This window comes from Flavilitoribacter nigricans DSM 23189 = NBRC 102662 (assembly GCF_002646595.1).
GTDB lineage: Bacteria > Bacteroidota > Bacteroidia > Chitinophagales > Saprospiraceae > Flavilitoribacter > Flavilitoribacter nigricans.
Genome location: NZ_PDUD01000023.1, coordinates 1 through 14,251, shown reverse-complemented (window position 1 = coordinate 14,251; position 14,251 = coordinate 1). Strand labels below are relative to the sequence as shown.

The following is a 14,251-nucleotide window of genomic DNA, read 5'->3' as shown; positions in this document are numbered from 1 at the left end:
TATCCCTCCAACCCTATAACGACTTGGAGAAATACATGAGAACGCTACTCCAAAAAATGAATACTCAACTCCGCAAATTTGGAACCTCGATCCGAAGTTTCCTGCGCCCCTATCGGCAAAAATGGCAGGGGTTTGCCGAAAAGAAGCCCAGGCTTGCCAAATTTATCAAGTGGACCGGAGTAAGTATCATTTGCCTCTTCTTTGCATTCTGGCTCTTTATTTTCATTATATCCCTGACCGTCCCGACGGCCCGGCAACTCCGGCAACTGCAGACGGACGTGGCTTCCGAGATCTATACCGCCGACAGTGTACTTATCGGCCGGTATTACGATCAATACCGATTGCTGGTCCCCTACGACAGTATCCCCGATTTTGTGATTGACGCCCTGGTGGCTACCGAAGACGAACGCTTCTACGAGCACCGCGGTATCGACTATCGTTCCTGGGGGCGTGTGTTGTACCGGTCCGTGCTGATGGGAGATCGTTCCGGTGGCGGCGGAAGTACCATTTCCCAGCAATTGGCCAAAAACCTGTTGCCCCGCAAGGATTTTTTCCTGCTTTCCCTACTGGTCAATAAATCCCGGGAGATCGTAACGGCCACCCGGCTGGAACGGGTTTACAATAAAAAACAACTGCTGGCGCTGTACCTCAATACCGTTTCTTTTCCGGACAATATGTTCGGCATCGATGTAGCGGCCCAGCGCTTTTTCAGTAAGTCGGCGGCCAGTCTGAGTCCCGAAGAAGGTGCCCTTTTGGTGGGCACGCTAAAAGGCACGTCCTTTTATCATCCCGTCCGCAATGAGGAGCGGGCCCTGCAACGTCGCAACGTGGTCTTTCAGCAGATGGCCAAAAACCAATACATCACCGAAGCGGAACGGGATTCCCTGATGGAGACTCCACTCAATCTGGTGTACAACCGGGAAGTACAAAGTGAAGGTCTGGCCCCTTATTTCCGGGAATACGTAAAAAGGCAGATCGAAGAGATGCTGGCCAATATGGAAAATCCCGACGGAGATCCCTACGATCTCTATACGGATGGATTGAAGATCTACACGACTCTGGACGCCGGCCTACAGCACGAGGCCGAAGAAGCCATCCGGGAGCACCTGACGGCCGTACAGAATGAATTCAACCAGCACTGGAAAGGCTATACCGCTCCCTGGCACGATGTCAATACCATTGATTTCGCCATGCGCAACTCGCTTTATTACCAGCAGTTGAAGGCGCAGAATCTCAACGATGAAGAAATTGTCGAGAAGTTCAACGAAAAGGATACCCTGACGATCTTCACCTGGGATGGCGCCCGGGAAGAAGTCATGAGTCCGCTGGACCGCATCAAATACCACCTGGGCTTATTGCAGGTAGGCTTCCTTTCCATGGAACCCGAAACCGGTTTTATCCGCGCCTGGGTCGGTGGCATAGACTATGATTTTTTCCAGTACGATCACGTCCGCGCCAAACGACAATCCGGTTCGGTATTCAAACCCGTGGTGTATACCCAGGCCCTCCGCAGCGGGATAAATCCCTGTCAGCAGATCGATAACCGGCTGCGGGTGTACCACGAATATGCCAAATACGACTGGGGTATTAAAGACTACCGGCGGGACGATCCCGAACCTCACTTCGATACCGACGGAACGGACCTTGACGACTGGATCCCCCAGAACGCCGATGGTAAATACGGCGGCAGTTATTCCATGGAAGGAGCGCTCACCAATTCGGTCAACACCATCACGGTGGACCTGATCATGCGCATCGGCGTGGATTCCGTCATTCAACTGGCCCGGGATATGGGTATTACCGGAGACATCCCGCAGGAGCCGTCCATTGCCCTGGGTGCCGCGTCCATGTCCGTTTACGATCTAACCCGGGCTTTTGCCATTCTGGCCAATAAAGGTAAAATGGTCCACCCGCGGGTCATCAGTCAGATCCTCGATCACGAAGGGAATGTACTGGTCGATTTCAGCGAGCAGGTACCCCAGGAGCAGGTGATCGAACCGGAAACCGCAGCGGTTATCACCAAGATGCTGGAATCCGTTTCCACCATGGGTACGGCCGCCCGGCTGCGCTGGAAATACCGCCTGTATGGATTTCCCATTGCGGGAAAAACGGGTACCTCCCAAAACCACGCCGACGGCTGGTTCATCGGCTACACGCCCAAGCTGGTCAGCGGCGTGTGGGTAGGTGGTGATTCGCCCCTGGTGCGCTTCCGCAACTTTGAGAATGGACAGGGCGCCGCCACGGCTTTACCGGTATGGGCCCTGTATATGCAGGATATCCTTCGAAAAGCGGAGTATGAGGAATGGCAGGGAGGAGAATTTCCGGAGTTGAGCCCGGAGCAAAGGCAGCGTCTGGGTTGTCCGATGCGGATCAAATCACCGGAAGAAATGCTGGCGGATTCCATCGCCCAAGCCCGGCAGGATAGTCTTGATCAGTTGGTGATCGATAGTCTGCAGGTTGAAACCTTGCCGCCTCTGGAGCCGAACGATCCGACGGATCTGGGGAATCGATAGACTTCTTTATCAGTCCAATTCCAGAATATACCATTCCACTTCTTCCAGATTGGCCCGGCGACCGGTCTCTTCCGGACCGTAATTGGTGGCCAGATAATCCAGAATGATGGGTTCGTTGTCGCCCAGCGGCCAGAGTCCCTGGGTATTTTGCATCCAGGTGATCATTTCCTTCCATCCCGTCCGGGTGGCGCGGTTCTGGGCTACCAGTTTCCCACTATGGCAGGCCGTACACTGGGCCCGTACCGTTTCAAAACCTTCCGCCACGATCAGTCCGCTGGCGACGTGCACGCCATCAACGATCTCCTCTTCCTCTACTCCGGCGGGGGCTGCGGCAACGGGCGTACCCTGGTTTTGCGGATTAGCCGCCGGCTGAGGACTGGAAAAATCCATACTCGGAGCAACGATCGCATAGAGCAGCACTACGCATAGGACCACTGCGGCCAGACCCAACAACATGAAGAGGCTGTTATAAAGCTGCTTTAATACCGGTTCGAGATCAGGTTTTTCTTCGCTCATAATAATTCACTTAAAATAATCGGACGAATAAGATCAGGCCTTCGGAAAGATCATCAAATCTTTGAATCATTAGATCATCAAATAATCAGATCATTGAACAATCACCCCCTCTGCCCTAAATTTAACCATTTCCCCGAAGTCTCAAACTGCCGAAGCAGCTTCGCCGAACATTTTCTCTTCGATCAGCTCACAGATCAAATGTCCCAGCAACATATGGCCTTCCTGGATGCGCGGTGTAGTTTTACTCGGTATGTTGATCAGGTGATCAGCCAGTGGCAGGAGTTTACCGCCATCTGCCCCGGTCATGGCTACTACCGTGAAGCCGATCTTTCTGGCCGCTTCGACCGCTTTGATAATGTTGGAAGAATTGCCGGAGGTGGAGATCGCAAACAGCACATCTCCCGGCTGCCCCATGGCCCGTACCAGACGGGCGTAGATCTCATCGTAAGCATAATCGTTGGCAACAGCCGTCACGTAGGAAGTATTGACATGCAGGGCTTCCGCAAAAAGCGGCTCGCGATCGATGTAAAAACGGCCGGACAGCTCAGCCGCCAGGTGTTGGGCATCCGCCGCACTGCCCCCGTTGCCGGCAAACAAGATCTTTCCCCTGGCCCGCAGGCTTTCGGTGCAGATATCAACAATCCGCTCCACTGTGGCCAATAATTGTTCATCCTGCAGAATGGACTGTTTGACGGAAATACTATCGTTAATGACTTTCTGGATCAGGTCTTTCATAAAATTTGTTGGTAAATGACCGGAATTTGAGAGGGATTGAGCTCCGGTTGCACAATAATAGCGTGCTGCTAAGATTACGAGAAAAACCATCGGCAGCCCCTACAAGCCGTGCGCCGATCCGGTAAATAATCTTCCGGGACGGTACTCCGCGGCCGTCCGGATGCCTAACGGGCAAAATAAAAGAACAGCAGGGCCACCACCACGATAAAGATCAGCTCCAGCACATTGCCCACCGTTTTGTCCTTTACCCGCAAATTGATGAGGGAAATAACCGAAGCGACCAGTCCGCCAACCCCGTAGAACATGAAGGTACGATAGTTGGGTTCGGGCGCCCAGGGTTCTTCGAACCAGGTCAGGATCTGCAGGATGAGCTGGCCGAGCAAGGTGCCCAAAACTGCAATGGCGACGCCCCCAATGAGTAAACTGAAGGCGGGAATATCCTCGGCCAGGCGGTTGATCGAACGCAGTGAGGCGGTAACGATCAGCCAGAAGATCAGCAGGCTCAGGCCCACTTTCATACCCCGGCCGAAGCGGTTCAGTTCGCCGATCCAGTTGTGAAAGATCCCGTCCAGTGCGAACAGGAGTGATCCCAGCAGGACCGAAGAGATTAAAATGGTCTTGAGTAAGACCTGTTTATTCAGAAGTTGATTCGCTTCCATTATCTGCTTTTTTCCCTAATACGGTTTTGGCATAATTGTCCCAGCTCAGGTCTTTGGCCTTTTCGGCCACGTGTTCCCGCGGCAGCGGTTTATCCAGGAACCGGATCATCTGTTCGGCCATGGAGTCGATATCGCCCCCTTCGGCCAGGTATCCATTGTACCCGTCCTGAATGGTCTCCGGGAAATGCCCGACTTTAGTGGCCAATATAGGCAGAGAAAAATTATAACTCAGCGATTCAATCCCGGAAGGAGTAGCCGTTTCGTAGTACAACACCACCACATCGCTCACCTGGAAGTATTTATGGACATCTTCGTTCGGGATGAATTCGTTGAAGACGGCCACCCGGTCCTCCAGTCCCAGCTCCTGCACCAGTTCCAGCGGCCGGTAATCCCGTTCATTGTCCTGGTTTTTCAGGAAGAGGCTTTTGGCCAGGCCGAAAAGCGCCGTTTTCACTTTGGTGGAAAGCTTGGTATTGTCCAGCGTCTGCCAAAAAGATTCTCCGCAGATCAGTAGCGAAACATCGTCCCGTTGTTCGGCCACTTTTTTAAAGGCCGGGATCACCTGGTGCAGGCCCTTATACTTCCGGATGAATCCGAAAAACAAAAAGACATGCTCCCGCAGGCCGTGCGCTTTTTTAAAGGCCTCTATATCAAAATCCGGCTGGGGCTGGAACAGATCGTAGATCGGATGGTACAGCTTCAGCACGGTATGAGTCTTGCCGGTATTTTCCCGGCTGCCGTCCTCGTTGAGGTAGAATTGTTTGTTCGGGAACAGGGTCTTTAACTCGCGAAAAGTCTTCAGTGCGTGCACGATGTAGGTATCCGCCGCGCCGATGCCCATTTTGGTAAAAAAGCGATCGAGGCTACTGTTCTCTTTCTGAACGACGAAGTGCAAATCCACGATCACCTCAATTTCCGGGTGTTTGCCCAGCCAGTTGATGATCCGCCCGATCGGCAATCCCTGGACGGCGATCGACCACTGGAAGACCACCTTATCCGGCTCCAGGTCCAACATCAGGCGGTAGGTCTGGTACCAGCTCAGTGGATTGTTGTAGTTCGTAATGTAGTGCACTTCGATATCGGTGCCTTCCAAAAAATCCTGCTTGCTGGTTTTATCGACAAACTCCCGCGGTATGATGGCCGGGTATTGCTGCGTCCAGGAAACGATGTGTACTTCGGTATCCGGCTGGCTATCCAGTGATTTGGCCAGCGAAGTATTGTAATTGGAAATACCGCCTTTAAATTTTGGTCCGGGACCGAAGCAAATGATCTTCATACGGTAATCAGGTAAAGTGGTAATTTTCGGTTATTGCATTGGCGTGATCGCTCCGTCACGAGATCCGGCATCAGTTGTTTTCCACGGCTTTATCGTACACCCGGCGCAGGCCTTCCCGCAGGGAGATCTTCGCTTCCCACCCCAGTTTCTCCTTCACAAAATCCATGTTGCAATAGCGGGAATGCACCCCTACCGGTTTATCGAGCAATTGTTTGATCTCCGGGTTGTAGCCGGCAAATTCGGTGAAAATACCGATGATCTCCCGGAAACTGGTCAGCCGGCCCATGCCGATATTGATGGCCGTGCCGTCGTGAATGTGATCCATGGCCAATAGGATGCAGTCCAGCACATCGTCGATGTGCACGAAATCCCGCCCCTGATGACCGGAACCCCAGACTTCGAAAGGATCCTCTTTACGGGCCGCACGGGCGGCGATAGCCGGGATCGGGTAAGTCAGGTCCTGGTCCTCTCCGTAGCCAGAAAACGGACGAATGCAGGTTACCGAAACATTGTAGTAGGTAGCCGCGATATGCGCCAGGTACTCCCCGGTGAGCTTGCTCCATCCGTAGGTCATATCCGGCTGGCCCATGCGTTTGAAATTGATGTCGCTTTCCTTCAGAGCGATGGCGTCGCTTTCCGTTTGCAGATCAACGGGGTAAGCCGCGCTGGAGCTGGGGTACAGGACCCGCTCGGGTTGGTGGCGACAGATCCAGAAAAAGAATTCAGCGTCGATAGCCAGATCCAGGGCCACCATCATCGGATCGCCGTCGATCTTGGCCCTTCCGCCGACAATGGCCGCAAAGTGGAAGACATCGCTGAAGCGCTCCAGTTCGATACCGAAGCGATCTTTGAAATATTTTGGAGTATCGGCCAGGTCCCGCAGCGTTTCCCGGAAATCCTGCTGAATAAAGATCAGCCGGTTCGACTCACCGAAAAAGGTGGCGTTGCCGGAAGTTTCGCCCATTTCGGCATCCAGCCAGGTGCTGGGGTGGGTCCCAACGGAGAGGTCATCCACAAAAACGATACGATCCTCAGTGGTCGCGTAGAGGCGTTTCACCATATTCCGGCCGACAAATCCGCAGCCCCCGCTTACTAAATGTGTTTTTTTCATCTGTGCTATTTGGTCTTGAGCTACCGGGCAACGGTCGTATGCATTGCCGCGGGCAGAGACGCCCTATGCAGCGTCCTTATCCATTAATTTTCTTTTCAATCAGGTACAGGTTCCGATCCGGTGCATTCCGGGAAACCAGTTCGGCCAGGAAGCCGGTCAGGAACAAAAACGTTCCGATGATCATACAGGTCAGAGCAATAAAGAAATAGGGGTTGTCGGTGATCAGGATGGTCGGCAGGTTGGCGTTGAGCCGGTACAGCTTATTGACCCCGATGTAGAGGGAGGAACAAAGTCCCAGAATAAATATAGCCGTTCCCAGGGTACCGAACAGGTGCATGGGACGTTTGCCGAAACGCCCGACAAAAGTGATCGAGAGCAGATCCAGGAAACCGTTCACGAAGCGTTCCAGTCCGAATTTGGTGGTGCCGTATTTGCGGGCGCGGTGTTCCACCACTTTTTCACCGATTTTCTGAAAACCGGACCATTTGGCCAATAAGGGAATGTAGCGGTGCATCTCTCCGTAAACTTCGATCCCCTTGATCACTTCGTGCCGGTAGGCCTTCAGACCGCAGTTGAAATCGTGCAGCTCGATACCGCTGATCCAGCGGGTGATGCGGTTGAAAAATTTGGAAGGAATGGTTTTGGAGATCGGATCGTGCCGCTCCTTTTTCCAGCCGGAGATCAGATCGTAACCTTCTTCACTGATCATTTTTTGCAGGGCCGGTATCTCATCCGGGCTGTCCTGCATATCCGCGTCCATCGTTATGACCACCTTTCCTTTGGCGGCCGCAAATCCCGTGTTCAGGGCGGCTGATTTACCGTAATTGCGCCGGAATTTAATGCCAACGACATTCGGGTTGTTCCGGGCCAGTTCTTCGATCACAGACCAGGAAGTGTCACTACTCCCGTCATCCACCATGATGATCTCATATTGGTATTGCTCGCGCTCCACAACCCGTCGAATCCAGGCCTCCAGTTCCGGCAGGGATTCTTCCTCATTATATAAGGGAATAACAATAGAGAGATCCATAAATTTTAATATCAGAATAGATTCATTTGAATGGCGATGAAACGGCAACCGCTTATTTCCGCGCTACCGCACCGACCAGCAAACTCAGAATAAAGCCACCGATCAGGCTATAGGCGTAGCTTAAGAAAACCCGACCAATTGTAACGGAAAGGTCCAGCTCCGTATTGTCGCCCTGCCACAGCGGATTTTCCGCCAGCAATTCGCGCTGCAAATCTACCAGTCCGGGATCGAAAACACTAAAAAGGAGGTAATAAAAAAGGTAAAAGATGGCATTTGCGATCACAAAAACCAAAAAAGCCGACTGCAGGCTGCGTCGGAAAGCAGTAGTGTCCACCTGCTGGACGGCTCTGAACATAAATACCAGGTAGATCACCAGCGAGCCCCACCAGATCCAGGGGTTGAGCAGGTAAGCCCGGTCTATAAAATAAAACAGCAGGAAATACCCTACGGTGAGTACTCCTGCTATGATTCCATTAATTATTCCTTGTCTGTGCTTCATGTCATAAATGATGAATGATAAATGATGCGTGATAAGCGATGGTCATTGCTCCGCCGGAGCGCTCCATCAGTCATCACTTACCACCCATCGTTCACGTTAGGCAAAGGCCGGATTGTCTCTTTTAACCACCGCCGAAACGATGAGGTCAATGATCAGACCGGCTACTACGGTTCCAATGCCCGCAAAGATAGACATCATACCCGGATTCCACATAAAGCTCATCATTTCCATGGCATTTTCTGCTTCTTCCTCGGACATCCCCTGCTGGTTGATCATTTGCTCCATGGACGTCTCCCGGATGGTATTGAAAATATCCGGATCGATAAAGGAGAAATAGATGTAACTCCAAACGATGGTGATGAGGGTAATGGCCAGTACGACGATCCCTCCAACGCTGAAGGCGCGGCCGTAGCTGATGTATCCTCCCAGATCCTCATCGCGGTGGCTGGTCTGGGCGGCATAGATGAAATAAGCGATCAATCCCCAGATCAGAATGTTACTGATCCAGGTCATAGCCCCCGTGTCCCCGGGTTTAACCAGTCCGGTAATAGATAGTAACAAATTCAGTGCGATCAGGATCAAAGAGGCAATGAGCCCCTGAGTGAAAGCTTTTTTCGCATAAGGAACGGTGCTCGGATCAATCATATTCGGATTATCCAAAGTGTTCATAATTTAGGAATTTGATGTGTGTGTGAAAGATAGATTTCCCCATCAATTTCGCAATTATTTAGCGCCTCGCCAATTAATTCTACCAATCCACCAAAATCCTTGATTGATCGCCTCTGACAACCGCCAGAGCCCGGCCGGTCAGTTCCCGGCCAATAAAAGGAGAGTTCTTGGACCTGGACCGAATATCTTTTTTCTCCAGCGTCCAGTTCATTTCCGGATCGAAAGCCGTCAGGTTGGCCGTTTCGCCTTCCGCGATCACGGGTACCGGCAATCCCAGCAATTTTCGTGGAGCAATACTGAACTTCTCCACGAGCTGGGTCGCATCCAGCCTGCCGGCCAGTGCCGTACGGGCGGCCGCGTAGGCCGTTCCGAGGCCCACCGCCCCGAACTTGGCGTAGGAGAACTCAAGTTGCTTGGCTTCCACCTCCAGCGGTACGTGGTTGCTGGTGATCAGATCGATCGTTCCGTCCTGCAATCCGGCGATAAGTGCATCCCGGTCTTCTTCCGTGCGCAGGGGCGGCAGCACCTTCAGCATAGAGTCAAAACCCTTGAGATCCTCTTCGGTAAAAAACAGGTTGAGGGCGGGCACCGAACAGCTTATTTGCAGCCCTTCCTTCTTGGCCTGCCGGATCAGGGATACCGCCCGGGTGGTTGAGATGTTGTGCAGGTGCAGGCGGGATTCGCTGTAAGCCAGAATATCGATATCGCGCTGTACCATCAGGGATTCGGCCAGGGCGGGTATGCCTTTCATGCCCAATTGGGTACTCACGACCCCTTCGTGCATCTGTCCGCCGGGAATGATACTCGTCTCGTGGGGATGATTGAGGATAACGCCTCCGAATGCCTTGGCGTACAAAAGGGCGCGCATGAGCAGGCCGGCGTGGGCCACGGGCAATTTGCCGTCCGAAAAAGCCACCGCACCGGCAGCCTGCATATCGAGCATCTCGGTGATCTCCTTACCGGCACAGTCCTGGGAGACCGCTCCGATCGGATAAAAATCCACCAAAAAATCGCGGGTGCGCTGGAGAATGTAGTGCACTTCCGATTTGGAATGCACACAGGGTTGCGTATTCGGGAAACTGGCCACCCCGGTATAACCACCCGCCATGGCGGCTTCGGCGGCGTGTTCCAGGTCTTCCCGGTGCTCTAGTCCCGGGTCTCCGGTTTGGGCTCCGATATCCAGCCAGCCCGGAGAAAGCAAAGCCCCTTTCAGGTCCCAGGAATCATCAGCGTCGGAAACGGAAATTCCGGTGCCGACCCGGGTGATCACGCCCTGGTCGATCAGTAGATCCAGTTGTTCTCCCTGGTGGGAAGAGTTGGGATCGGTAATGGTGGCATTGCGAATTAGCAACTTCATAAAAGTCCAAAAATTTGGCCAAAAATAGTAAAAAGGGGCTGATTAGTAAGAGTGACTTTCGTTTTAATAGCCCCAGAAATGTACCTTTGTTTGGTTAAACCCAGAAATCCCGTGCAAATAAGCCAATTCTACCAAAAGCGCAACCATCTTATTTGGGGGATAATAATTTGCATACTAATTCCCAGTAGTAGCTTTTTAAGGGGACAATCCAGTGATCAGGAAAACACCGCTGACTCTCTGGATATTCGCTTGCAGCTTATTATCAACCAGACCGATCCAAGCCAGCAATTCCCGGTCCTGCTGGATTTGGCCAGGGACAATGCCAAACGCATGAATTCCCTGACGGTACAATACCTGGAAGAAGCTCTCTACGGCCTTTCTTCCCACGATCCGCTCGTACCCGCTGCTACCAGTTTCCTGATCGGAGAGTTCCTGAATGTCAATCTGCAAAAGTTTGAATTAGCGCTGGCCCACTACCGGAAAGCCAGAAGGCAATTGCCCGCTCAGGCTGCCCCCCTGCGACTGCTTATCCTGGAAAGAATTGCCGCTTTATCGCTGTTCCTGCAGGATCTGGAATCAGCCATTCCGGCTACCGACAGCTGCATACTGCTCGCCCGAAAGCTGGAGGCCTGGTTCCCACTCGCCCATTGTCTGAACTGCAAAGGCAATATCCGCCGCGATTATTATCTGGAACCGCCTAACGAAATATCTTATTACCGGGACGCTCTGGAATACCACAAATACTCTTTCCGGGAAAATGCCGCCCGGAAAGATACCAATGCCACCCTGCTCAATCTTTACTTTATCACCTCCATCAATCTGGCCATTGATACCATCTTCCCGCGGGAGGAAGCCTATCTCGATACGGCGTCCATGTACATCACGCCGGATAGCATCTACGATGACTTTCGCGCCCAGAACTGGTACCTCCGGGGGCAGCTGCTCACCAAAAGGGGGAATTATGCGGCAGCCCTCGATACCTTTCAGGTCGCTCTGGATCAGTTCACCCAAAACACGGACACCACCCGGATGATGCAAACCCACTACTTCCTCGGGGATGTCTTACACCGGCAGGGGCAATTTGCGGCGGCCTTGTCGCAACTGATGTCTGCCCTCGATCTCGCCCCCATTGTGGGATCGATCATGGACCTGAAGGATATCTATACATTGCTGCACGCTACCCAAAAAGGCCTCAATAATCCCGCCGAGGCGCTGGCCGCCCACGAAACCTTATTCCAACTGGAAAAACAGGGAGGCATCGACGATCGGAACCGCCTCCTGATGGGTATGGAAGCCCAGTATGGATTGGAAGAAAAGCAACAGGAGATCCTTGAAAAGCAGCAGGAATTGATCAAACAGAACGATTATTACCGGCAACTGCTGGCGGGCACCCTGATCCTGATCGTATTACTTGGTCTGTTGCTCTACAGCTTCCTCAAGGCCCGCAAAAACCGGAATGAGCTGCGCACCCGCAATGCCATTATCATCCAGCAAAAACAGCAACTGGAAGAACTGGACGATATGAAATCTCAGTTTTTCACCAATATATCGCACGAGTTAAAAACGCCCCTGGCCCTGATCAAAGCTCCTTTGGAATACCTGCAAAAACAATTCAGCATCAGCCAGGGTGGTGATTTTTTTCTGAATACTGCGCTCAGCAATACCAGTCGCCTGGAACAACTCGTGAACGAACTCCTGGATTTCAGTAAGATCGAATCCGGAAAATCCCGCTTGAACCTGCGCCCGTACGATCTGGAAGTACTAATACTTCAACTCCTGGAAAGCTTCCGACCGCTCGCACAGTCCAATGAAATTGACCTGATCTGGCAAGGCCCCGAAAACTCGCCGGTAATGGCCTGGACCGATCAGGGTGCATTCCAGAAGATCCTCAGTAATTTGCTCAGTAATGCGATCAAATTCTCCAGTACGGCTACCTCCATCACAGTCAATCTCCAGGCTCAGAACGGCGTGGCCATCCTCTCGGTAAAGGACCAGGGTCCCGGTATTTATCCGGATGACCTGCCCAATATTTTCAATCGCTTTCACCAGTCCAGCCATAAGGACGTACACCGCAACAACAGTACCGGGATCGGCCTGTCTCTAAGTTGGGAACTGGCCCATCTGATGGACGGCAAACTTACCGTGGAAAGTGCACGCGGCACGGGCAGTACCTTCTGCCTCACCCTTCCACTGGCGGAAACATCCGATCTGCCGCACCAGCAAAACGGCAGCGAAGAGACCGATAAAAGCAAAATGATCACCCAGGATATTTTCAGTGAGATGGAAAGCCTCGACAAGCATTCCAACCACATCCTGATCGTGGAAGACCATGCGGAACTACGTAATTATCTGGCCAAACTGCTGGGTCGTTATTTTCAGGTCTATACCGCTTCCAACGGACAGGAAGCCATCGATCTGATCTCGGCGATAGATTCTCCCCTGCTCATCCCCGGTCAGGCCCTGATCATTTCGGACCTCATGATGCCGGTGATGGATGGGTTCGAACTGCTGCAGGTACTGAAAGAGAATGAACAGTACCACAGCATTCCGGTGATCATGCTGACCGCCCACCGGGAACGATCCGAGCGGTTGAAGGCACTCGCCGTAGGGGTTGACGATTATCTGGTAAAGCCGTTTGACAATCAGGAATTACTCATTCGGATCAAAAACCTGATCACCCGCAACCGGGAGAAAGCCCAGCAGTATCCGACGGCCGGAGATGCCCGGCACGATAATCCCAGCCCCAAGGGGATCGGTCAGAACCGGTCGTCACTGGATGGAGAGCAACTGAAATGGTTGAAAGATCTGGAAGCATACGCCGTCAAGCACATTGCGGACAGCCAGTTTAGCGTCAGTTTCCTTAGCAATTACGCCAACATGAGTGAGCGGAATTTTCAGCGCCACATCAAAAAAACCACCGGTCTGACGCCCTCGGAATACATCAAGGAGATCCGCCTCCACCACGCCCGCCAATTGTTGGAATCGGGCCAGGTGAAAAGTGTGAAAGCGGTTTCCAGGGCGGTCGGCTTCAGTAGCCAGGAATATTTTTCGGACCTGTTCCACAATCGCTTCGGGCGACGCCCCTCCACTTATCTGGGTTGAGCGGCCGGTAGTGAATTTTTAAACATGAATCACCCCGGATTTTACAAAAGGCGGTGTATGACCTCAGAGAGGTAGGGTGTACAATCTGAGGGGTAAAAGTTGCGGTTGGTTTTAAAAAAAATGTTCTCAAAATTAGTGATCTTGAAATCGCCAAATCACAAGTCACCATTATGAGAACACCATCTAAAGCTAGTAATAAAGTTTGGAAAGAAAAAGCGGTATTGCGAGGTAAACAATTAAACAGGGCCAAGCAAGAGCTAAAGCGTCAAAAGCTTAAGGCTACAAAATGGCGATCGGCCTATTATGAATTGAAAAAAGCGCAATCAGTCAGGCCAGTGAGGAACTATAGTTATCCATTAGAATTGATATGGATATCTATTTTGATGCACATTAATTTTAATGTTAGCTTGAGAGGGGTCAGCCAAAGCGTAGTGAAGTTAGGGGAGCTATACGGCTTATCCCTTCCTAAGCTCAGCCATATGAGTGTTAGAAACTGGTGCTTGAAGTTTGGACTATATTGTTTAAACCAACCCTTGGCAAAAGGTAAATACGTATTGATCAGTGATGAAAGTATAGAGATCGGTCGGGAGCGTCTGGCTTTACTCTATGTGGTGCCAATAGAAGTTTATAGCCCGATCGAGCCCTTGACGATGGAGGATGTAAAAGTATTGGATCTGGGAGTCCAGCCCTCGTGGAGTTCAGCCCAACTGGCCCAAAAGATTAAGCACAAGGTGAAGGCCTATGACTTAGAGATCGTCTATGGCATCTCTGATAATTGCAGTAA

At 52.0% G+C, this 14,251-nt stretch carries 12 protein-coding genes; 3 read left to right on the top strand and 9 right to left on the bottom strand.

Annotated elements, in window-relative coordinates:
• The first annotated feature begins 56 nt into the window (after positions 1 to 56).
• Positions 57 to 2,513, top strand: a complete 2,457-nt coding sequence (locus tag CRP01_RS17930; protein ID WP_170110429.1) for a penicillin-binding protein 1A — start codon at positions 57 to 59, stop codon at positions 2,511 to 2,513.
• Positions 2,514 to 2,522: 9 nt separating this feature from the next.
• On the opposite strand, the gene CRP01_RS17925 is transcribed toward CRP01_RS17930, so the two are convergent.
• From CRP01_RS17925 to CRP01_RS17885, 9 genes are all read right to left on the bottom strand, one after another.
• Positions 2,523 to 3,029, bottom strand: a complete 507-nt coding sequence (locus CRP01_RS17925; protein WP_170110428.1) for a hypothetical protein — start codon at positions 3,027 to 3,029, stop codon at positions 2,523 to 2,525.
• 141 nt (positions 3,030 to 3,170) lie between these two features.
• Positions 3,171 to 3,764 carry a D-sedoheptulose-7-phosphate isomerase gene (locus tag CRP01_RS17920; protein WP_099151463.1) on the bottom strand — a complete coding sequence of 198 codons (594 nt, stop codon included), beginning with the start codon at positions 3,762 to 3,764 and terminating at the stop codon, positions 3,171 to 3,173.
• Positions 3,765 to 3,928: 164 nt separating this feature from the next.
• Entirely contained in the window at positions 3,929 to 4,423 is a 495-nt protein-coding gene (locus CRP01_RS17915; RefSeq protein ID WP_099151462.1) for a hypothetical protein, read from the bottom strand.
• Positions 4,398 to 5,699, bottom strand: a complete 1,302-nt coding sequence (locus CRP01_RS17910; protein ID WP_099151461.1) for a glycosyltransferase — start codon at positions 5,697 to 5,699, stop codon at positions 4,398 to 4,400. The genes CRP01_RS17915 and CRP01_RS17910 overlap by 26 nt, the downstream gene beginning before the upstream one ends.
• Before the next feature lie 70 nt (positions 5,700 to 5,769).
• Positions 5,770 to 6,810 (bottom strand): NAD-dependent epimerase/dehydratase family protein, encoded by a 1,041-nt coding sequence (locus tag CRP01_RS17905; protein ID WP_099151460.1) that lies wholly within the window; start codon positions 6,808 to 6,810, stop codon positions 5,770 to 5,772.
• A gap of 76 nt (positions 6,811 to 6,886) precedes the next feature.
• Positions 6,887 to 7,840: a glycosyltransferase family 2 protein gene (locus tag CRP01_RS17900; protein ID WP_099151459.1), complete on the bottom strand. Its 954-nt coding sequence runs from the start codon at positions 7,838 to 7,840 to the stop codon at positions 6,887 to 6,889.
• 52 nt (positions 7,841 to 7,892) lie between these two features.
• Positions 7,893 to 8,339, bottom strand: coding sequence for a DUF4199 domain-containing protein (locus CRP01_RS17895; protein ID WP_099151458.1), 447 nt, complete (start codon positions 8,337 to 8,339; stop codon positions 7,893 to 7,895).
• Between the two features lie 96 nt (positions 8,340 to 8,435).
• A complete protein-coding gene (locus CRP01_RS17890; RefSeq protein ID WP_099151457.1) occupies positions 8,436 to 9,008 on the bottom strand; it encodes a DUF4199 domain-containing protein in 573 nt (190 codons plus the stop codon).
• A gap of 79 nt (positions 9,009 to 9,087) precedes the next feature.
• Positions 9,088 to 10,365, bottom strand: a complete 1,278-nt coding sequence (locus CRP01_RS17885) for a dihydroorotase (RefSeq protein ID WP_099151456.1) — start codon at positions 10,363 to 10,365, stop codon at positions 9,088 to 9,090.
• Positions 10,366 to 10,476: 111 nt separating this feature from the next.
• On the opposite strand from CRP01_RS17885, the gene CRP01_RS17880 reads away from it, so the two are divergent.
• Positions 10,477 to 13,467: an ATP-binding protein gene (locus CRP01_RS17880; protein ID WP_170110427.1), complete on the top strand. Its 2,991-nt coding sequence runs from the start codon at positions 10,477 to 10,479 to the stop codon at positions 13,465 to 13,467.
• A 170-nt stretch (positions 13,468 to 13,637) separates the two neighbouring features.
• A partial coding sequence (locus CRP01_RS17875) for a hypothetical protein (RefSeq protein ID WP_143473427.1) occupies positions 13,638 to 14,251 on the top strand: 614 nt, incomplete at its 3' end.

What these genes read in the sequence shown, in the direction of transcription:
- CRP01_RS17930 (WP_170110429.1), top strand. Translation starts at nt 57, where the DNA reads ATGAATACTCAACTCCGCAAATTTGGAACCTCGATCCGAAGTTTCCTG.
- CRP01_RS17925 (WP_170110428.1), bottom strand. Translation starts at nt 3,029, where the DNA reads ATGAGCGAAGAAAAACCTGATCTCGAACCGGTATTAAAGCAGCTTTAT.
- CRP01_RS17920 (WP_099151463.1), bottom strand. Translation starts at nt 3,764, where the DNA reads ATGAAAGACCTGATCCAGAAAGTCATTAACGATAGTATTTCCGTCAAA.
- CRP01_RS17915 (WP_099151462.1), bottom strand. Translation starts at nt 4,423, where the DNA reads ATGGAAGCGAATCAACTTCTGAATAAACAGGTCTTACTCAAGACCATT.
- CRP01_RS17910 (WP_099151461.1), bottom strand. Translation starts at nt 5,699, where the DNA reads ATGAAGATCATTTGCTTCGGTCCCGGACCAAAATTTAAAGGCGGTATT.
- CRP01_RS17905 (WP_099151460.1), bottom strand. Translation starts at nt 6,810, where the DNA reads ATGAAAAAAACACATTTAGTAAGCGGGGGCTGCGGATTTGTCGGCCGG.
- CRP01_RS17900 (WP_099151459.1), bottom strand. Translation starts at nt 7,840, where the DNA reads ATGGATCTCTCTATTGTTATTCCCTTATATAATGAGGAAGAATCCCTG.
- CRP01_RS17895 (WP_099151458.1), bottom strand. Translation starts at nt 8,339, where the DNA reads ATGAAGCACAGACAAGGAATAATTAATGGAATCATAGCAGGAGTACTC.
- CRP01_RS17890 (WP_099151457.1), bottom strand. Translation starts at nt 9,008, where the DNA reads ATGAACACTTTGGATAATCCGAATATGATTGATCCGAGCACCGTTCCT.
- CRP01_RS17885 (WP_099151456.1), bottom strand. Translation starts at nt 10,365, where the DNA reads ATGAAGTTGCTAATTCGCAATGCCACCATTACCGATCCCAACTCTTCC.